The organism is Streptomyces sp. NPDC043726, assembly GCF_056436565.1.
The window spans coordinates 354,290-372,523 of record NZ_JBWKCI010000008.1; the positions used below are offsets into that span (position 1 = coordinate 354,290).

The 18,234-nt window shown below is 71.8% G+C and carries 20 protein-coding genes; 11 read left to right on the forward strand and 9 right to left on the reverse strand.

Features of this window, described 5'->3' with window-relative positions:
• Positions 1-17 precede the first annotated feature (17 nt).
• Both AC068Z_RS24805 and AC068Z_RS24810 read left to right on the forward strand, forming a co-directional pair.
• Positions 18-1,397, forward strand: coding sequence for a M1 family metallopeptidase (locus AC068Z_RS24805; protein ID WP_478559481.1), 1,380 nt, complete (start codon positions 18-20; stop codon positions 1,395-1,397).
• Positions 1,394-1,798 (forward strand): YchJ family protein, encoded by a 405-nt coding sequence (locus AC068Z_RS24810; protein ID WP_478559484.1) that lies wholly within the window; start codon positions 1,394-1,396, stop codon positions 1,796-1,798. The genes AC068Z_RS24805 and AC068Z_RS24810 overlap by 4 nt, the downstream gene beginning before the upstream one ends.
• A gap of 7 nt (positions 1,799-1,805) precedes the next feature.
• Here the strand turns inward: AC068Z_RS24810 and AC068Z_RS24815 are convergent, their stop codons facing one another.
• Together AC068Z_RS24815 and AC068Z_RS24820 are read right to left on the reverse strand one after the other, a co-directional pair.
• Positions 1,806-2,546 (reverse strand): class I SAM-dependent DNA methyltransferase, encoded by a 741-nt coding sequence (locus AC068Z_RS24815; RefSeq protein WP_478559487.1) that lies wholly within the window; start codon positions 2,544-2,546, stop codon positions 1,806-1,808.
• 43 nt (positions 2,547-2,589) lie between these two features.
• Positions 2,590-3,291: a FadR/GntR family transcriptional regulator gene (locus AC068Z_RS24820; protein WP_478559490.1), complete on the reverse strand. Its 702-nt coding sequence runs from the start codon at positions 3,289-3,291 to the stop codon at positions 2,590-2,592.
• Between the two features lie 143 nt (positions 3,292-3,434).
• Between AC068Z_RS24820 and AC068Z_RS24825 the strand changes: the two genes are divergently transcribed.
• Both AC068Z_RS24825 and AC068Z_RS24830 read left to right on the forward strand, forming a co-directional pair.
• Positions 3,435-3,962, forward strand: coding sequence for a gluconokinase (locus AC068Z_RS24825; protein ID WP_478559493.1), 528 nt, complete (start codon positions 3,435-3,437; stop codon positions 3,960-3,962).
• A gap of 54 nt (positions 3,963-4,016) precedes the next feature.
• The gene (locus tag AC068Z_RS24830; protein ID WP_478559496.1) at positions 4,017-5,414 is read left to right on the forward strand and encodes a GntP family permease; all 1,398 of its coding nucleotides are present in this window, start codon (positions 4,017-4,019) and stop codon (positions 5,412-5,414) included.
• 82 nt (positions 5,415-5,496) lie between these two features.
• Here AC068Z_RS24830 and AC068Z_RS24835 read toward each other — a convergent pair whose 3' ends face one another.
• The 4 genes from AC068Z_RS24835 to AC068Z_RS24850 all read right to left on the reverse strand — a co-directional run bounded on the left by AC068Z_RS24835 (position 5,497) and on the right by AC068Z_RS24850 (position 9,789).
• Positions 5,497-6,117, reverse strand: a complete 621-nt coding sequence (locus AC068Z_RS24835) for a cytochrome b/b6 domain-containing protein (protein ID WP_478559499.1) — start codon at positions 6,115-6,117, stop codon at positions 5,497-5,499.
• Positions 6,101-6,844, reverse strand: a complete 744-nt coding sequence (locus AC068Z_RS24840) for a molybdopterin-dependent oxidoreductase (protein ID WP_478559502.1) — start codon at positions 6,842-6,844, stop codon at positions 6,101-6,103. Before AC068Z_RS24840 ends, AC068Z_RS24835 begins: the two co-directional genes overlap by 17 nt.
• Before the next feature lie 69 nt (positions 6,845-6,913).
• Positions 6,914-8,452: an APC family permease gene (locus AC068Z_RS24845; protein ID WP_478559505.1), complete on the reverse strand. Its 1,539-nt coding sequence runs from the start codon at positions 8,450-8,452 to the stop codon at positions 6,914-6,916.
• Positions 8,453-8,838: 386 nt separating this feature from the next.
• Positions 8,839-9,789, reverse strand: coding sequence for a hypothetical protein (locus tag AC068Z_RS24850; protein WP_478559508.1), 951 nt, complete (start codon positions 9,787-9,789; stop codon positions 8,839-8,841).
• A gap of 348 nt (positions 9,790-10,137) precedes the next feature.
• Between AC068Z_RS24850 and AC068Z_RS24855 the strand changes: the two genes are divergently transcribed.
• The 7 genes from AC068Z_RS24855 to AC068Z_RS24885 all read left to right on the forward strand — a co-directional run bounded on the left by AC068Z_RS24855 (position 10,138) and on the right by AC068Z_RS24885 (position 15,168).
• Positions 10,138-11,031, forward strand: coding sequence for a DMT family transporter (locus AC068Z_RS24855; protein ID WP_478559511.1), 894 nt, complete (start codon positions 10,138-10,140; stop codon positions 11,029-11,031).
• A 27-nt stretch (positions 11,032-11,058) separates the two neighbouring features.
• A complete protein-coding gene (locus AC068Z_RS24860; protein WP_478559514.1) occupies positions 11,059-11,583 on the forward strand; it encodes an NUDIX hydrolase in 525 nt (174 codons plus the stop codon).
• 20 nt (positions 11,584-11,603) lie between these two features.
• Complete coding sequence (locus tag AC068Z_RS24865; RefSeq protein ID WP_478559517.1) at positions 11,604-11,996, forward strand: YidH family protein; 393 nt, start codon at positions 11,604-11,606, stop codon at positions 11,994-11,996.
• Complete coding sequence (locus AC068Z_RS24870; protein ID WP_478559520.1) at positions 11,993-12,316, forward strand: DUF202 domain-containing protein; 324 nt, start codon at positions 11,993-11,995, stop codon at positions 12,314-12,316. The genes AC068Z_RS24865 and AC068Z_RS24870 overlap by 4 nt, the downstream gene beginning before the upstream one ends.
• Before the next feature lie 130 nt (positions 12,317-12,446).
• On the forward strand, positions 12,447-12,743 hold the full coding sequence (locus AC068Z_RS24875) for a hypothetical protein (protein WP_451729105.1): 297 nt from the start codon (positions 12,447-12,449) through the stop codon (positions 12,741-12,743).
• 172 nt (positions 12,744-12,915) lie between these two features.
• Positions 12,916-13,938 carry a phosphotransferase family protein gene (locus tag AC068Z_RS24880; RefSeq protein ID WP_478559525.1) on the forward strand — a complete coding sequence of 341 codons (1,023 nt, stop codon included), beginning with the start codon at positions 12,916-12,918 and terminating at the stop codon, positions 13,936-13,938.
• A 6-nt stretch (positions 13,939-13,944) separates the two neighbouring features.
• On the forward strand, positions 13,945-15,168 hold the full coding sequence (locus AC068Z_RS24885) for an acyl-CoA dehydrogenase family protein (protein WP_478559528.1): 1,224 nt from the start codon (positions 13,945-13,947) through the stop codon (positions 15,166-15,168).
• A gap of 5 nt (positions 15,169-15,173) precedes the next feature.
• On the opposite strand, the gene AC068Z_RS24890 is transcribed toward AC068Z_RS24885, so the two are convergent.
• The 3 genes from AC068Z_RS24890 to AC068Z_RS24900 are packed head-to-tail and all read right to left on the reverse strand — an operon-like array spanning position 15,174 to position 18,220.
• Complete coding sequence (locus tag AC068Z_RS24890; RefSeq protein WP_478559531.1) at positions 15,174-15,767, reverse strand: TetR/AcrR family transcriptional regulator; 594 nt, start codon at positions 15,765-15,767, stop codon at positions 15,174-15,176.
• A 27-nt stretch (positions 15,768-15,794) separates the two neighbouring features.
• Positions 15,795-17,459, reverse strand: coding sequence for a class I adenylate-forming enzyme family protein (locus tag AC068Z_RS24895; protein WP_478559534.1), 1,665 nt, complete (start codon positions 17,457-17,459; stop codon positions 15,795-15,797).
• On the reverse strand, positions 17,456-18,220 hold the full coding sequence (locus tag AC068Z_RS24900; protein WP_478559537.1) for an SDR family oxidoreductase: 765 nt from the start codon (positions 18,218-18,220) through the stop codon (positions 17,456-17,458). Before AC068Z_RS24900 ends, AC068Z_RS24895 begins: the two co-directional genes overlap by 4 nt.
• Positions 18,221-18,234 lie beyond the last annotated feature (14 nt).

Below are 18,234 nucleotides of genomic sequence, written 5' to 3' on the forward strand. Positions count from 1 at the left end.
AAGGAGCAGACGCAGCAGTGGCAGTTCAGCAGTCCGCGGGTGCGGACCCGTACTTTCCCGACAACGGTGATCCCCGTTACCGGGTGCACCGGTACGAACTCGCGCTGGACTACCGCCCGGGCCCCAACCGGCTGTCGGGGACGGCCCGGATCAACGCCATCGCGGGCCGGTCGCCGCTCGCCGAGTTCCAGCTGAACCTCGCGGACTTCAAGATCGGCCGGGTCCGGCTGGACGGGCGCCAGCCGCACTACACGCATCGCGGCGGACGGCTGCGGATCAAGCCCGCCAAGCCGATCCGGCCCGGGGCCGCCTTCACCGTCGAGGTGCACTGGTCGGGCAACCCCAAGCCGGTGAACAGCCCGTGGGGCGGGCTCGGCTGGGAGGAGCTGGAGGACGGGGCGCTGGTGGCGAGCCAGCCGGTCGGGGCCCCCTCCTGGTATCCGTGCAACGACCGCCCGGCGGACAAGGCGTCGTACCAGATCTCGATCACCACCCCGTCCTCGTACGCGGTGGTGGCGGGTGGCCGGCTGCTCACGCGTACGACGAAGGCGTCGACGACGACCTGGGTGTACGAGCAGTCCGCGCCGACCTCCAGCTATCTCGTCGGGCTGTCGATCGGCAAGTACCAGACGGTGCTGCTGGGCGACCCCGGCCCGGGCGGGGTGCCGCAGCACGGGCACATCCCGGCGCATCTGCTCCCCCAGTTCTCCCGGGACTTCGCCCGTCAGCCGCAGATGATGGAGCTGTTCCAGGAGGTCTTCGGGCCCTACCCGTTCGACGAGTACGCGGTGGTGGTGACCGAGGAGGAACTCGATGTGCCCGTGGAGGCACAGGGGTTGTCGCTGTTCGGCGCCAACCACGTGGACGGGGCCCGGGGTTCGGAGCGGCTGGTCGCGCACGAGCTGGCCCACCAGTGGTTCGGCAACAGCGTCTCGATCGCCGACTGGCGGCACATCTGGCTCAACGAGGGGCTCGCGAAGTACGCCGAGTGGCTGTGGTCGGAGCGGTCCGGCGGCCGGACGGCGCAGCAACTCGCCGCCACCGCGCACCGCTTGCTGTCCGGGCAGCCGCAGGATCTGAAGCTCGCCGACCCCGGCCGCAAGCTGATGTTCGACGATCGCCTCTACCAGCGCGGCGGACTGACCGTGCACGCCCTGCGCTGCGCGCTCGGCGACGACGCCTTCTTCCGGATGCTGCGCGGCTGGACCGGGCTGCACCGGGGCGGGGCGGTGACCACGACGACGTTCACCGCGCACGTGGCCCGGTTCGCGAGCGAGCCGCTGGAGGACCTGTTCGACGCCTGGCTGTACGGCACGGCGCTGCCGCCGCTGCCGAGCCAGGTGACCGCGCTGCCGGTGAAGCCGCCGTACCCGCCGAGCGCGGGGGCGTCGGCATGAGGAACTGCCCCTGCGGCCTTGATGAGCCGTACGAGAAGTGCTGCGGCCGCTACCTCCCCCAGTCTCGAACAAGCTCGACCGGGGGGACCCCCATCGGTGCCGCCGCCGCGCCGACCGCGGAGGCGCTGATGCGGTCCCGGTACAGCGCGTTCGTGAAGGGCGACGTGCCCTATCTGCTGCGGACCTGGCATCCGCGGACCAGGCCGGCGCGGCTCGACCTGGATCCGGCAATGCGCTGGACGGGCCTGGAGGTCCTGGCGACCTGCGACGGCTCCGCGTTCCACTCCACCGGGACCGTGACCTTCCGGGCGTCCTTCCGGGGCGGCTCGCTGCACGAGCGGAGCCGGTTCGAGCGGGTGGACGGGGCGTGGGTGTACGTGGACGGGGAGTTCCTGGACTAGGGCAGCCCTAGGGGGCAGGCTTCTCCCACACCGACACGTGGCGGGTGCTCTCGCCGGTGAAGGGCGCCCGGTTCCAGTCCTCCCAGCGACTGCGCAGGCGCAGTCCGGCGAGCCGCGCCATCAGGTCCAGCTCGGACGGCCACACGTACCGGAACGGCAGCGACCAGTGCTCGGCGCGTCCGTCGACGATCGTGACGTAGTTGCTGCTCATCGCCTGGGTGGCGGGGTCGTACGTGTCGAACGCCCACTGGGTCGGGGTGATGCGGAACGGCACGGCGCTCTGTCCCGGCGGGAGTCTGCGCAGCTCCGGTACGCCCACCTCGACGACGAAGTAGCCGCCCTGGGCCAGATGGGCGGCCGCGTTGCCGAAGCAGTCGACCTGGGCGTCCTGGGTGGTCAGGTTGTTGATGGTGTTGAACACCAGGTAGGCGAGGGTGAATTCACCCTCCACCCGGGTCGTCGCGAAGTCGCCGATGGTCACGCCGACGGTGTCCCCGCCGGGCTTCTCGCGCAGTCGGGCGACCATGGCGCGGGACATGTCGATGCCGTGCACGGGGACTCCGCGGGCGGCCAGCGGCAGGGCGATACGGCCGGTGCCGATGCCGAGTTCGAGCGCGGGGCCGTCACCGGCCAGTTCTGACAGGACGTCAACCACCGGTTGCACGACCTGCGGTTGGAACATCTCCGCGGAGTCGTCGTCGTAGCCGGACGCGATCTTCTCTCCGAAGTAGCCGTCTTCATCAAGCACTCGGGGACGGTACCGCCGGCGGCCGGGCCGCCGCGAAGGGATTTCAGGGCGCGAGGATGTCCAGCTCCTGGAGGGCGCCGACCGTGATCTCGCGGACCAGTCGCTCGGCGCGGGCCGCGTCGCGGGCGCGGACCGCCTCGGCGACCTGGACGTGCAGGGTGACGGCGGCCGGGTCGGGGTCCTCGAACATGACCTCGTGCTGGGTGCGGCCGGTGAGGACCTCGGCGACGACGTCCCCGAGCCGGGCGAACATCTCGTTGCCGGAGGCGTTGAGGATGACCCGGTGGAAGGCGACGTCGTGGAAGAGGTACCCCTCCAGCTGGTGGCCTCGGGAGTTGGCCACCATGCCCAGGGCGCACTCGGTGAGTTCCGCGCACTGGGCGGCGGTGGCGTTCTTCGCGGCGAGGCCCGCGGCGACCGGCTCGATCGCGGAGCGCAGCACGGTGAGGGAGCGCAGCTGGTGAGGCCGGTCGGCGCCGGCCAGGCGCCAGCGGATGACCTGGGGGTCGTAGACGTTCCACTCGGACTTCGGGCGGACCGTCACGCCCACCCGGCGGCGGGACTCGACGAGGTACATCGACTCCAGGACGCGCACGGCCTCGCGCATCACGGAGCGCGAGACGTCGAACTGCTGGGCGAGTTCATCGGTGCGCAGGACGCTCCCCGGGGGGTACTCGCCCGCGGTGATCGCGGGGCCGAGGGTTTCGAGTACATGTCCGTGCAGCCCTCGGCCCGTGGTGCTCATGCACACAGCGTACGGGGGAGCTCACGCGAAGAAAAAGTCAGACTTATTTGTCACAGACTCTTGAATTCGTCGTACCTAATGAGTTTCAGTGTGGCCGACGTCAGATGTCGACGTCGTATGTCGAGGAAGACAGCGAGGCAGTGATGCGTACCCCCCACGTCGTCGTCGTGATGGGCGTCGCCGGAACGGGCAAGACCACGATCGGTCCCCTGCTCGCCGCCCGGCTCGGTGTCCCGTACGCCGAGGGCGACGACTTCCACCCGCAGGCCAACATCGCCAAGATGTCGGCCGGTACCCCGCTCGAGGACGAGGACCGGTGGCCCTGGCTCGACGCCATCGGCACCTGGGCGCACGGGCGGGCCGGGCTCGGTGGGGTGGTCAGCAGCTCCGCGCTGAAGCGGTCGTACCGCGACCGGCTCCGGGCCGCCGCGCCCGGGGTGGTCTTCGTCCACCTCTCCGGCGACCGCGAGCTGATCGAGAACCGGATGCGGCAGCGGCAGGGCCACTTCATGCCGACGGCCCTGCTGGACTCGCAGTTCGCCACGCTCCAGCCGCTCCAGGCGGACGAGGCGGGCGTCGTGGTGGACGTCTCGGGCTCGCCCGAGGAGATCACCGCGCGCGCCGCGGCCGCGCTGGACGCCCTCGACACGCCGTCGGCCCCGACGCCGTAACCCCCCACGCACCCCCCTCCCCACCCCCCCCCGTAACCGCAAGGGAAACCCCCCGTGACCAGACTCAATGTCGAGCTGCTGGCAGCGGACACCGTCGAGCCCATCACCTCGGCCGGTCATGCCCAGCTGGGCATCGCCGTGCTGGCGGGCATCGCCGTCATCGTCCTGCTCATCACCAAGTTCAAGCTGCACGCCTTCCTGGCGCTGACCATCGGGTCGCTGGCGCTGGGCGCGTTCGCCGGCGCGCCGCTGGACAAGGTCATCGCCAGCTTCACCACCGGGCTCGGCACCACCGTGGCCGGTGTGGGCGTGCTCATCGCCCTCGGCGCGATCCTCGGCAAGATGCTCGCCGACTCGGGCGGCGCGGACGAGATCGTCGACACGATCCTCGCCAGGGCCGGCGGCCGCTCGATGCCGTGGGCGATGGTGCTGATCGCCTCGGTGATCGGTCTGCCGCTGTTCTTCGAGGTCGGCGTGGTGCTGCTGATCCCGGTCGTGCTGATGGTCGCCAAGCGCGGCAACTACTCGCTGATGCGCATCGGCATCCCGGCGCTCGCCGGCCTGTCGGTGATGCACGGTCTGGTTCCGCCGCACCCCGGTCCGCTGGTCGCGATCGACGCGGTGCAGGCCAACCTGGGCGTCACGCTGGCGCTCGGCGTCCTGGTCGCCATACCGACGGTGATCATCGCCGGTCCGGTGTTCTCGCGCTTCGCCGCGCGCTGGGTGGACGTGCCGGCGCCGGAGCGGATGATTCCGCAGCGCGTCTCGGACGACCTGGAGAAGCGCCCGAGCTTCGGCGCCACGCTGGCCACGATCCTCCTGCCCGTGGTCCTGATGCTGGCGAAGGCCCTGGTCGACATCGTCATCGACGACCCCGAGAACACCACGCAGCGCGTCTTCGACGTCATCGGCTCCCCGCTGATCGCACTGCTGGCCTCGGTCCTGCTCGGCATCTTCACGCTGCTGCGCCCCGCCGGGTTCGGCAAGGAGCGCGTCTCCGGTCTGGTCGAGAAGGGGCTCGCCCCCATCGCCGGCATCCTGCTGATCGTCGGCGCGGGCGGTGGCTTCAAGCAGACGCTGATCGACTCCGGTGTGGGTCAGATGGTGCTGGAGATCTCCGAGGACTGGTCGATCCCGGCGCTGCTGCTGGCGTGGCTGATCGCGGTGGTGATCCGGCTCGCGACCGGTTCGGCGACGGTGGCGACGGTGTCGGCGGCGGGCCTGGTCGCGCCGCTCGCGGCAGGCATGTCCACCGGTGAGACGGCCCTGCTGGTCCTCGCCATCGGCGCCGGCTCGCTCTTCTTCAGCCATGTCAACGACGCCGGTTTCTGGCTGGTGAAGGAGTACTTCGGCCTCAGCGTCGGCCAGACCATCAAGACCTGGTCCGTGATGGAGACGATCATCTCGGTGGTCGCGGGCGGCATCGTGCTGCTGCTGTCGCTGTTGATGTAGCGGTCGTACGACACCCCTGGGCCCGTCCTGTCCTCGCCCCGAGGAGAGGGCGGGCCCAAGGTACCCGGGGCCGCGCTGACCCTCACGGCCGCCAGAGTGGATGCTCGCGTTCCGCCCACTCCCGGCTCACCGAACCCGTGCGCATCCCGCGTCGTGCCTCCGGGTCCGCCAGGGCCATGCCGATGTGGCCGGCCAGCACGATGCCGATGGTCAGGGCCAGCCAGTCATGGACGAAGGTCGCGCTGGTACGCCACATCAGCGGGGTGAGGTGGGTGAACCACATCATCAGGCCGGTGCCGAGCATGACCAGCGTGGCGCCGGCGATCCAGGACGCGTAGATCTTCTGGCCGGCGTTGAACTTGGCCGCCGGACGGGACGACGGTCTCCTGTCCCGCCGCAGCGCCGCCCGCAGCCAGCGCCGGTCGTGCGGGCCGAAGCGGTTCACCTGGCCCAGGTCCGCCCGCAGAGCGCGGGAGGCGAGGCCCGCGAGGAGCGGGACCGGCAGGGCCAGGCCCGCCCATTCGTGGATCCGGACCATCAGCTCGCGGCGCCCGACCAGTTCCGCGAGCTGGGGGACGTACAGACAGGCCGCCGTCACCACGCAGACGCCCATCAGGAGCGCCGTCGTGCGGTGGACCCACCTCGTCGCGCGGCCGAAGCGGCGCAGCCGGGCCGTCGGCGGGGCCTCAGCTCGTAGGCTCATCGTCACGTCCGTTCGACCGGCCGACCCAGGCGTCGACGTCGTAGCCGCGCTCCTCCCAGTAGCCCGGGCGCACGTCCTCGGTGACGGTGATGCCCGAGAGCCACTTCGCGGACTTGTAGAAGTACATCGGCGCCACGTACAGGCGGACCGGGCCGCCGTGGCTGTGGCCCAGGTCCTTGTCCTGCATGCGCAGCGCGACCAGGACGTCGGAGCGGCGGGCCTGGTCCAGGGTGAGGCTCTCGGTGTAGACGCCGTCGAAGCAGGTGAAGCGCACCGCCCCGGCCGAGGGGCGCACTCCCGCCGCGTCCAGGAGCCGGGACAGGCGCACACCCTCGAAGGGGGTGCCGGGCACCCGCCAGCCGGTGACGCACTGGACGTCGCGGACCATGCGGGTCTGGGGCAGCGCCCGCAGATCGGCGAGCGTGTACGAGCCGGGGCGGTCTACCAGGCCGTCGACGGTGAGGCGGTAGTTCCCGGCGTTCTTGCGCGGCACGGAGGAGGCGACCGAGTAGTAGCGGAAGCCGCCGCCGTTGGGGAGCAGTCCGGTCAGGCCCGTGGGGTCCTTCTCGGCGGCGCCGGCGAGGAACGACTCCATTCCGCGCTGGAGGACCGGCGCGGTGGCCACGCCGAGGGCGCCCAGGCCCAGGGTGCCGAGGAAGACGCGGCGGCCGATCGGCGTTCCGCGCTGTTCGGGCTGTTCGGGCTGTTCGGGCTGTTCGGGGTTCACGTCTTCATTCGAGCACCCGCGACCCGGGGTAGGCCAGGGGCCGCGGGTGCCCGTCAGAGTTCCGTAATCTCAGTGCGACGTCTCCGCCGCCTTCTCCAGCTGGAAAGCCTCGTTGCCCAGGCCGATGCGGGCGTACGCCTCGGGGTCGCGGGCGCGCAGGACCAGGCCCTGGACCAGGCCGCCGACGAGGGCGAGGGCGATGATGCCGGGCAGGATCCAGTTCAGGGACGAGCCGGGGCCCGAGCCGACCAGGACGTCGAAGTCCTTGACGGTGTAGACGACGATGAAGAGCAGGGCGACGGTGGCCAGGCCCGCCGCGGCCAGGCGCCAGAACTGGGTGGCCGCCGCGCCCCGGCGGACGAAGAAGACCACCACGGACACCGAGGCGACGGACATCAGCAGGGTGACGCCGAGCGCGCCGACGTTGCCCATCCAGGTGAACAGGTGCAGCACCGGCGCGGTCGGGTCGCCGGTCGGCTTGTCGTCGGTGAGCGCGAAGGCGGCCACGACCACCAGGGCGATCACGGTCTGGAGCAGGGAGCCGGTGCCGGGGGCGCCGCTGGCGCTGGTGGTACGGCCGAAGGCGGAGGGCAGCAGGCCCTCGCGGCCCATGGCGAAGGCGTACCGGGCGACCACGTTGTGGAAGCTGACCATCGCGGCGAACATACCGGTCACGAAGAGCACGTGCAGAACGTCGGTGAAGGTCTCCCCGACCAGGCCCTCGGTGAGGAAGAACAGCATTCCGGCGCTCTGTTCCTGGGCGGTGCCGACGACGGCGTCCGGGCCGGTGGCGACGGTGATCGCCCAGCAGCTGATGGTGTAGAAGACGGCGATGCCGCCGATGGCCAGGAACATCACGCGGGGCACGAGGACGTGCGGGCGGCTGGTCTCCTCGGCGTAGACGGGGGCCTGCTCGAAGCCGAGGAAGGCCGCGACGCAGAAGCACAGGGCGGTGCCGATGCCGGCGCCGCTCAGGGTGTCCAGGTTGAAGGCGTGCAGAGAAAGGCCCTCGGGGCCGGGGTCGCCGAGGGCGGCCACGTCGAAGATCACGACGAGCGCCACCTCGATGAGGAGCAGGACGCCGAGCACGCGCGCGTTGAGGTCGATCTTCAGCCAGCCGAGCGCGCCGACGAACAGCACGGCCAGCAGTGCCGGGATCCACCAGGCGAGCTCGATCTCCAGATAGGTGGCGAAGAGGGTGGAGACCTCGAAGCCGAAGATGCCGTAGATGCCGACCTGGAGGGCGTTGTAGGCGACGAGCGCGACCAGCGCCGCGCCGGCGCCGGCGGTGCCGCCGAGGCCGCGGGAGATGTAGGCGTAGAAGGCGCCGGCGTTGTGCACGTGCCGGCTCATCTCGGCGTACCCGACGCTGAAGAGGGCGAGCACGACGCCGAGGATCACGAAGAGCAGCGGCTGTCCGACGATGCCCATCACCCCGAAGGTCGTGGGCATGACACCGGCGACGACCATCAGGGGTGCCGTCGCGGCGAGCACGGACAGCAACAGGCCGACCGTGCCGAGCCGGTCGGCGCGCAGGGCGCGGTCCTGGCCCTTGAAGGTGCTGATGCCGGCGGCGTCGCCGACGGTTCTGGAGCTGCCCATCGTCATCGCGGGGCGTCCTTTCTCAGTACTCGGGGGTGCTCGGGAGTGCTCGGGGGTGCTTCGCGGTGCGGGGTCCTGACGGGTGGTGCGGGGTACTGCCAGGTGGTTCGGGGTCCTGCCAGGTGGCGCCGGGTGCTGCGGGGTCCGCCTGGTGGAGCGGGGTGCTGCGGGGTGCTGCGGGTGCTACGGCGTCCCGCCCGGTGAAGCGGGGTGCTGCGGGTGCTACGGCGTCCCGCCCGGTGAAGCGGGGTGCTGCGGCGTCCCGCCCGGTGAAGCGGGGTGCTGCGGGTGCTACGGCGTCCCGCCCGGTGGAGCGGGGTGCTGCGGGGTGGAGCCGGGTGTTGCGGGTCGTGCCAGGTGAGGCGGGTCGTGCCAGGTGAGGCGGGCGTGCTTCAGACCGTGCCGAGCGCGCTGTCGCGGGCCGCACGGAAGGCGGGGTACGGGTCGCGGTCCGGGTAGGACCAGGGCGCGGGGGTGGCGTGTTCGCCGATGCGGTGGAACAGGGCGGCGGCCTCGGCGCCCCGGCCCTCGCAGAACTTGGCGTGGGCGAGGAAGTTCAGGTCGACCAGGCGGCGCGGATGGCCCTCCTGCTCCCACTCCAGCCACCAGTCGAAGGCCGCCTTCAGCACCTGGCGGGCCCGCCGTCCGACCCAGTGCCCGGAGGCGGCCGGGTCGGGCGGCTCGTGCCCGGCGGCGGCCAGCACGCGGTAGCGCTCGGCGTGCGCGATGACCGGCAGGATCGCCAGCGGGGAGTCGGCGGGGGCCCGCTCGGCGGCGCCGTTGGCGAAGTCGTAGACCTCGTGCAGCGGGTCCGGGCCGACGGCCGGGTGGCGCTCGGCGAGCCGGGCGACCATCAGGTGGTGGGCGTGGTGGTGGTCGGGGTGCCGGTGGCCCAGCTCCTCGAAGTGCTTCAGCGCCTCGTCCTCGGTGCCCGTCCCCCGGGTGAGCATGAGCAGGCCGAGCCACGGGGTGGGGTCGGCGGGGGCGTGCACGGCGGCCGTACGGCAGGCCTCGCGGGCGCGGTCCGGCTTCTCCTTGCCGCGCAGGACGCGCTGGACCTGGGCCAGGGCGAGCAGGACGCGGGCGTCGGCGGACTCGGGCTCGGCGAGCAGCCACTCCCGGGCCCAGGGGGCGCTGTAGGGCTCCTGGGCGAGGACGGTGATCCGGTGGCCGCGCCGGTCCCAGTCGTCGCCGGTGTGGGCCAGCAGGGAACGGGCCGCCTGCCACCGCCCCTGCGCCAGGGCCGCACGGGCGGCGGCGAGGTCGAGGTCGTCGAGGGCGCCATCTAGGGTCCGGTCCGCGCGCTTGCGGCCACGACCGAGGGGTGGCGGGGGTGGGGACACCTCGGGTACATCCTCACGCGACGCGAGTCGTCGTCCGGTTTCGGTTTGCCATCGAGCGATCACGCACAGCCAACCCCCCGCCAATGCTTCGCGTCAAGGGCCGCCCGAGCGTTACACGCGTCAACTCCTGTGACTGGTGGGGCACTTGTGGCATGTTGTCGGAGTCGGTATGGCACATTGGACCGTACCTGTGGCGTACGCCATGGCGTCGATGGCACCGGGCACGGACCATGGCATGAAGCCCATCGCCCTCGGCTCTCCCGGAGGCGCGTCGGGCCCCGGGCCGCTACAGTCGGCCCTTACGCAGTACGCCCCCCGAGCCCCGGCCGAACGATCGAGGAACGTCGCGTGTCGCTTCAGGTTCTGATACTCGCCGTGAGCGCCGCCTGCTGCCTGGGCTTCGGATTCGTCCTGCAGCAGAACGCCGCTCAGAAGGCGCCCCTCAGTGACTTTCTGTCCCCCCGGATCCTGCTGGACCTGGTGCGGGTGCCGCGCTGGCTCGGCGGTATCGCGCTGATGGTGGCGGGCATGGCGCTGGGCGCCGTCGCCCTCGGCCAGGGCGAGCTGTCCCTGGTCGAACCCCTGCTGGCGACCAACCTGCTCTTCGCCATGGCCCTGTCCCGGCGCCAGACCAAGCAGCCACTCGGCCGCCAGGGCTGGACGGGTCTGCTGCTGCTCGCGGGCGGTGTGACCGCGTTCATCGTGGCCGGGCAGCCGACCGGCGGCGAGGCCCTCAGCGACCCCTTCCGGCAGTGGCTGATCATCGGCGCCATGGTCGGTACGGCCCTGCTGCTCACGGCGTACGCCAAGCGCTCCCGGCTGAGCGCGGGCCCGGCCCTGCTGGCCACCGCGGCCGGTCTCCTCTACGGCGTCCAGGACGCCCTGACCCGGGTGACCGGGGAGCGCTTCAGCGAGGGCGGCCTCGGCGAGGTGCTGACCGGCTGGCAGCCGTACGCCGTGCTGGCTCTCGGTGTGACCGGTCTGGTGCTGGTGCAGAGCGCCTTCGAGACCGCGTCGCTGCGCATGTCGCTGCCCGCCCTGACCGCCGCCCAGCCGCTGGCCGGCATCCTCTGCGGCGTCGGCTTCCTCGGCGACCGGCTGCGCACCGACGTGGGCGCCCTGGCCTGGGAGTCCGCGGGGCTCGCCGCGATCGTGGTCGGCATCATCGTGCTCGGCATGCACCCGGCGATGCCGTGCGGCGCCACGGTCCGCGAACCGGCCCGCGCGCTCCAGCCGAGCTGACCCTCCGGGCCTGCTTGGATGGCCCGTATGAGCGCAGCTGACGAGATCCTCGACGTCGTCGACGAGAACGACCGTGTCATCGGCCGGGCGCCCCGCGGCCGGGTCTACGCCGAGGGCATGCGGCACCGGTGCGTGTTCGTCCAGGCCCGGGACGCGCGGGGCCGCCTCTTCGTCCACCGCCGCACGCCGACCAAGCTGGTCTTCCCCTCCTTGTACGACATGTTCGTCGGCGGAGTCGTCGGCGCGGGCGAGTCCTATGACGTGGCCGCCCTGCGGGAGGCCGAGGAGGAGCTGGGGGTGTCCGGGCTGCCGGCGCCGGAGTTCCTGTTCAAGTTCCTCTACGAGGACGGCGCCGGGCACGGCTGGTGGTCGGCCGTGTACGAGGTGCGCTGCGAGCTGCCGGTCAGCCCGCAGGTGGAGGAGGTGGCCTGGCACGCCTTCCTGCCCGAGGAGGAGATCCGGGACCGCCTCGCCGACTGGGAGTGGGTACCGGACGGGCTCGCCGCCTACGAGCGGCTGCGCGCGTACCGGGCGGCGGAGGGCCCCCGGTAGGGCCGGGTAATGTCCGGGACGTGATCGAATTCGTACGGAACGCCCGGCTGTGGTTCGCGCCCGAGGAGGTCCGGCGCGAGGGCAGCACACCGGACTACCGGTTCTCGCTGGCCAACGAGCGCACCTTCCTGGCCTGGCTGCGCACCGCGATGGCGCTGGTCGGCGGGGGTTTCGCGGTGGACCAGTTCCTGCCGGACCTGCGCTGGGGCTGGCGGGTCGGGCTCGCCCTCGCCCTGCTCGCGGCGGGCGTGCTGTGTTCCCTGCGCGCGGTCAACCACTGGGTGCGCTGCGAGCGGGCGATGCGCCGGGGCGAGGATCTGCCGCTCTCCCGGTTCCCGGCGCTGCTGAGCGTGGTGATCGCGGTCGTGGCGCTGGCGATGGTCGTGGTCGTGCTCGTCGGGTGGGAGGGGTGAACCCCGAGCCGGTGCCGGCCCGGGACCCGGGGCTCCAGCCCGAGCGGACCCGGCTCGCGTGGCGCCGTACGACGCTGGCGGGCACGGTCGCCGCGGTGCTCGCCGTGCGGGCGGCCCTGCACGGCGGGGTCTCGGCGCCCCGGATCGTCGTGTGCGCCCTGATCGTCGTGCTGTGGCTGGGCTTCCTGGCGGTCGCCAACCGCCGTATCCAGTCCCTCGCCGCGGGACCGGAACCCCGGCCTCTCGCACCCCGGCACGCGACGGCGGCGGTGCTGTGCACGGTGGGGCTCGCGGTGTGCGGGGCGGCGCTGATCCTCTGAGGCCGGAACGGCACGCGGACCGGGCGGCGCAGGGGTACCCGGAACGCCACGCAGCCCGAATGAAGGAATATGTCCGCTTCGCGTGGCAGCCTGTCCGTCGTCATCACCCGGACGTTCGAAGGTGAGCAATATGACCACCTACCACCAGGAACACGCCTCCCACGCCCACACCCACGGCCCCGGCTGCGGGCACACCGAGGTGCCGCACGGCGACCACGTCGACTACGCGCACGGCGGGCATCTGCACCGCGAGCACGGCGGCCACTGGGACGAGTGCGAGCCGGGCGACCACACCACCCACGCGGGCCACGACCACCAGCACGGCGAGGCCTGCGGCCACGAGAGCGTCCTGCACGGCGACCACGTCGACTACCTCCACGACGGCCATCGGCACGCGGCCCACGACGGCCACTGGGACGACCACTGACGCAGACCCCGGCCACGACCTTGGCCACGACCGGAAAGACAGCTCCTCGCGCCCCGCGCGGGGAGCTGTCGGCCTATCGTGGCTCCGATCACGTTGGGCTCGCGCACTGGACGACATACCGACCGGTCGGCATCATTGGTCGGGACTTGTTCACCTGCCCGTAGGAGCATCGATGAGCCCCGACCACCCGCCCGGACTCGATCTCGACCGGCTGCGCGCCCTGCTGGACCGTGAGCGCCCCGGCCTGGTGCACGGCCCGCTGACCGGTCGGCTGATCGAGGGTGGACGGTCGAACCTCACCTACGCCGTCTCCGACGGCACGGCCCGCTGGGTCGTACGGCGGCCTCCGCTCGGCCATGTCCTCGCCACCGCGCACGACATGAAGCGCGAGCACCGGGTGATCAGCGCGCTGCACCCGACGAACGTGCCCGTCCCCCGTCCGATCCTGCTGTGCGAGGACGAAGAGGTCATCGGGGCGTCCTTCTACGTCATGGAGTTCGTCGAGGGCACCCCGTACCGCACCGCCGACCAGCTGGTCCCGCTCGGCGCCGAGCGCACCCGGCAGGCGGTGCTCTCGCTCGTGGACACCCTGGTGGACCTGCACGCGGTGGACCCGGCATCGGTCGGCCTCGCCGACTTCGGCCGCCCGGAGGGCTTCCTCGACCGCCAACTGCGGCGCTGGGGCAAGCAGCTGGACGCCTCCCGCAACCGCGAGCTGGCCGGAATCGACGAACTGCACGCCACCCTGGGCCGGCGGCTGCCGACGTCCCCCGCGCCGACGGTCATCCACGGCGACTACCGGCTGGACAACGTCCTGATCGGCGACGACGACCGGATCGAGGCCATCCTCGACTGGGAGATGTCGACGCTCGGCGACCCGCTCACCGACCTCGGCCTGCTGGTGATGTACAGCCTGCCGCTGGGCATGCCCGACTCCCCCGTCTCCACCACCGCCGAGGCACCGGGCCACCCGGACCCGGCCGAGCTGATCGAGCGGTACGCCGCGCGCTCGGGGCGCGACGTCTCCGCGGTCTCCTGGTACACGGCGTTCGCCTGGTTCAAGCTCGCCGTGATCCTGGAGGGCATCCACTACCGCTACACGCTGGGCCAGACCGTCGGCCGCGGCTTCGACCGCATCGGCGATCTGGTCCCGGTCTTCATCGACCACGGTCTGACCACTCTTCAGGAAGGCTGACCCACCATGGACTTCGCGTTCGACGCGCGCACGGAGGAGCTGCGCGGCAAGCTGCTCGCCTTCATGGACGAGTACGTCTATCCGGCCGAGGCGGTGGCGGAGGAGCAGCGGGCCGCGCTGGCGTCCCCGTGGGACACCCCCGCGGTCGTGGAGGAGTTGAAGGCCGAGGCGCGCAGGCAGGGCCTGTGGAACCTCTTCCTGCCGGACTCCGAGTACGGCGCCGGGCTCACCAACCTCCAGTACGCGCCCCTCGCCGAGATCACCGGCCGCTCCCCGCACCTGGCGCCGACCGCGCTGAACTGCGCCGCGCCGGACACCGGCAACATGGAGGTGCTGGCGCAGTTCGGCGACGAGCAGCAGAAGAAGCAGTGGCTGGAGCCGCTGCTGGCCGGTGAGATCCGCTCGGCGTTCGCGATGACCGAGCCCGAGGTGGCCTCCTCGGACGCCACCAACATCACCACGCTCATCGAGCGGTCCTCGGACGGCACGGACGAGTACGTCATCACCGGCCGCAAGTGGTACATCTCCGGGGCGATGAACCCGGACTGCAAGATCTTCATCGTGATGGGCAAGACGGACCCGGACGGCGAGGACATCCGCCGTCAGCAGTCGATGGTCCTGGTCCCCCGCGACACCCCGGGCGTGACGGTCAGCCGCGCGATGCAGGTCTTCGGCTACGAGGACCACTCCCACGGCGGCCACGCCGAGGTGGTCTTCGACCACGCGCGCGTGCCGGTCGCGAACCTCGTCGGCGAGGAGGGCGGCGGCTTCGCCATCGCGCAGGCCCGGCTCGGCCCCGGCCGGATCCACCACTGCATGCGACTGATCGGCATGGCCGAGCGGGCGATCGAGCTGATGTGCCGCCGGGCGGTGTCCCGTACGGCTTTCGGCAAGGCGCTGGCCCAGCAGGGCGTGGTGCACAACTGGATCGCCGACGCGCGGGTGACCGTGGAGCAGCTCCGGCTGCTGGTGCTGAAGACGGCCTGGCTGATGGACACCGTGGGCAACCGCGGCGCCCACACCGAGATCCAGTCCATCAAGATCGCCACCCCGCGCGCGGTCGTCGACATCATCGACCGCGCGATCCAGCTGCACGGCGCCGGCGGGGTGAGCCAGGACTTCCCGCTCGCCGAGCTGTACGCGAGCGCCCGCACGCTGATGATCGCGGACGGCCCGGACGAGGTGCACCAGCGGTCGCTGGCGCGGCGGGAGCTGAAGAAGTACCTGTAGGCGCCTCAGGGACGCAGGGCCCTCAGGAGCAGGTCGGCCAGGTGGCCGGCGAGTTCCTGGGGGCTCATCGGGCCGTCGGGGCGGTACCAGGTCGACAGGTGGTGGACCGAGCCGAAGTGGTAGTCCACCACCAGGTCGGCCGGGGTCGCGGTGGAGAACACCCCGGCCTGCTGGCCCTCCTCGATGAGCGCGCGGAAGCGCTCGTGGTAGCGCCTGCGCTCGGCGCGCACCTGCTTGTTCTTCTCGGGGCTCAGATGGTGCATCGAGCGGAAGAAGATCGAGGCGTCGTCGAGGTTGTCGATGGTGGTGACGACGACATCGGCCGCCGCGGCCCGCAGCCGCTTCTCCACCGGCTCGTCGGCGTCCGCGAAGGCGTCCAGGCGCTCCTGCTGGACGCGGAGCACGCGCGCGTACACCTCGTGCAGCAGGTCGTCCTTGGAGCCGAAGTAGTGGTACAGCGCCCCCTTGGTGACGCCGGCCGCCTCCACGATCTCCTGCACCGACGTGCGGTCGTAGCCCCGCTCGGCGAAGAGCCGGGTGGCGGCGGCCAGCAGCCGCTGCGGGACGGGGGTGCCGTCTCCGTCCGTCGTCCTGGGCACTGTGCCGCCACCTGCCTTCCGAGGTTCTCATTTGCTGTTCTGCGCGCGGGAACGAAGTTCCCGCCGGAGGATCTTCCCACTCGCCGTCTTCGGCAGGTCGGGCAGGATCTCCACCTGGCGCGGGTATTTGTAGGCGGCCAGTCTCTCCTTGCAGTACACCGCGAGTTCATCCGGGTCCGGCTCGGCGCCCGGACGCAGGCTGATGTACGCCTTCACGGTCTCCCCGCGGTACCCGTCGGGCACCCCGACGACGGCCGCCTCGCGCACCGCCGGATGGGTGTACAGCACGTCCTCGACCTCGCGCGGCCACACCTTGAACCCGGACGCGTTGATCATGTCCTTCTTGCGGTCGACGACGTACAGCCAGCCCTCGGAGTCCATGAACCCGATGTCGCCGGTGCGCAGCTCGCCACCCGGGAAGGTCTCCTCGGTGGCCTCCGGGCGCCGCCAGTAGCCGGGCACGACCTGCGGCCCGCTCACCACGATCTCGCCCTGCTCCCCGAAGGGCACCTCGGCGCCCTCGTCGTCGAGGATCCGCACGACCGTGTCGGGACCCGGCACGCCCACGGCCAGCGTCCCCGAGACCGGGTCGACGGGCGCCTCCCTGGCGGGCGGCACGGCGGCGCAGGGCGCGGTGCACTCGGTCAGCCCGTAGCCGTTGCGGATGTACGGCCCGAAGCCGGCCCGGAACTTCTCCACGAGCGCGGGCGGCAGCGGGGCGCCGCCGGAGGAGATGATCCGGAAGGAGGCGAAGTGCTCCCGGGTGACGGACGGATGGGCGGCCAGCGCCATGAAGGCGGTGGACGGTCCGACGGTGTAGTGCGGCTGGTGCTCGGCGAACGCGTCGAGCACGACCCCGGCCTCGAAGCGGTACGCCAGCACCAGTGTGCCCGCGCTGTTCAGACAGGCGCCGAGCTGGCAGACCATGCCGGTGATGTGGAACAGCGGGGCCATCGCGAAGTACACCGGCGCCTCGGGCAGCGGCAGCCCGGTCCGCTGCCGCTCGGCGTTGTGCATGATGTTGCCGTGCGTGTTGGTGGCGCCCTTGGGCGTGCCGCTGGTCCCGGAGGTGTAGCTGATCAGCGCGATGTCCGACGGCAGCGGGTCACACCCCTCGGGCGCCGGGTGCCCCGCGCGGGCGACGGCCCCCAGGTCACCGGCGTCGCCGGCCTGCGGCAGCCGTTCAAAGGCGAGCACGCGCGCGTCGCCGCGCGTCTGGAACTCCAGCTCACAGCCGGTGAGCACGATCCGCACCGGCGAGTCGGCGGCCGTCTCGCGCAGGTACGACTCCCAGGCCCGGTCTGAGCAGATCAGCGCGGCGACGTCGCCGTCCCGCAGGACGTGCGCCATCTCCCCCGACTTGTACATGGGGTTCACCGGCACGACGGTCGCCCCCGCCTTCCAGGCCCCGAGCACGGCGAGCACGAAGAGCGGGGAGTTCTGCAGCAGCACGGCCACCCGCTCCCCGCGCTGGAGCCCTCGCTCCGCCAGGTGTCCGGCGACCGAGTCGCTCAGCTCGTCGACCTCGCGGTAGCTGAGCCGCCCGTCGAAGTAGGCGAGGAAGTCCCGCTCCGGCACCTCGGCGGCGGCCCTGCGCAGGGCGTGCACCAGGGAGTCGGCGGGGTCGATCGGGGCGCGCTGGGCGTCGTCGAGCAGGGCGAGCCAGGGCTTGTCCGCGTACCCGGCGCTCACCGCGCGGCCTCCCACTTCTGCTGGATGTGGTTCATGGTGCCGAGCCAGCGGTCGGGATCCGCCGCGCGGTGCTCGTAGAACCCGGCGACCTCGGGGTGCGGCAGGATCAGGAACCGGTCCTCCGCCATCCCCTTGAACAGGGCGGCGGCCACGTCGTCCGGCTCGATGGCGGTCGGCTGCAGCACCAGGTCGCCCGCGCTCCCGGTGGCGGCGAGCATGTCCGTCCGCACGCCCTGCGGGCAGATCGCGTGCACCTGGATCCCCCGGTGCCGGTACGTGAGCGACAGCCACTCGGCGAAGGCGTACGCCCCGTGCTTGGTGACGCTGTAGGGCGCGGCCCCGATCATGGTGAGCAGCCCGGCGGCGGACACGGTGGAGACGAACCGCCCGCGCCCCCGCTCGACCCACCCCGGGATGAGCTCCTGGGCGGCCCGCACATGAGCCATGACGTTGACGTCCCAGGCCAGCGCCCAGACGTCCTCCCCAGCGGCCTCGGACCCCCCGGACCCGACCCCGGCATTGGCGCAGTACACGTCGATGTCCCCACCGAGCGCGTCCCGAGCGGGCCCGACGACCCCGGAGGCGTCCCCGGGCAGGGCGATCCCCCCGATCTCGGAGGCGACGGCTTCGGCCTTGGCGGCGTCGAGATCGTTCACGACGACTCTGGCTCCCGCAGAGGCGAACCGCCGAGCCAACGCGGCCCCGATTCCACCCCCGGCCCCCGTGACAACCACAGACGCACCCTGCAAGGCTTCCACCATCGGTCTCCTTCGAT

What these genes read in the sequence shown, in the direction of transcription:
- AC068Z_RS24810 (WP_478559484.1), top strand. Translation starts at nt 1,394, where the DNA reads ATGAGGAACTGCCCCTGCGGCCTTGATGAGCCGTACGAGAAGTGCTGC.
- AC068Z_RS24820 (WP_478559490.1), bottom strand. Translation starts at nt 3,291, where the DNA reads ATGAGCACCACGGGCCGAGGGCTGCACGGACATGTACTCGAAACCCTC.
- AC068Z_RS24825 (WP_478559493.1), top strand. Translation starts at nt 3,435, where the DNA reads ATGCGTACCCCCCACGTCGTCGTCGTGATGGGCGTCGCCGGAACGGGC.
- AC068Z_RS24835 (WP_478559499.1), bottom strand. Translation starts at nt 6,117, where the DNA reads ATGAGCCTACGAGCTGAGGCCCCGCCGACGGCCCGGCTGCGCCGCTTC.
- AC068Z_RS24845 (WP_478559505.1), bottom strand. Translation starts at nt 8,452, where the DNA reads ATGACGATGGGCAGCTCCAGAACCGTCGGCGACGCCGCCGGCATCAGC.
- AC068Z_RS24860 (WP_478559514.1), top strand. Translation starts at nt 11,059, where the DNA reads ATGAGCGCAGCTGACGAGATCCTCGACGTCGTCGACGAGAACGACCGT.
- AC068Z_RS24875 (WP_451729105.1), top strand. Translation starts at nt 12,447, where the DNA reads ATGACCACCTACCACCAGGAACACGCCTCCCACGCCCACACCCACGGC.
- AC068Z_RS24880 (WP_478559525.1), top strand. Translation starts at nt 12,916, where the DNA reads ATGAGCCCCGACCACCCGCCCGGACTCGATCTCGACCGGCTGCGCGCC.
- AC068Z_RS24885 (WP_478559528.1), top strand. Translation starts at nt 13,945, where the DNA reads ATGGACTTCGCGTTCGACGCGCGCACGGAGGAGCTGCGCGGCAAGCTG.
- AC068Z_RS24900 (WP_478559537.1), bottom strand. Translation starts at nt 18,220, where the DNA reads ATGGTGGAAGCCTTGCAGGGTGCGTCTGTGGTTGTCACGGGGGCCGGG.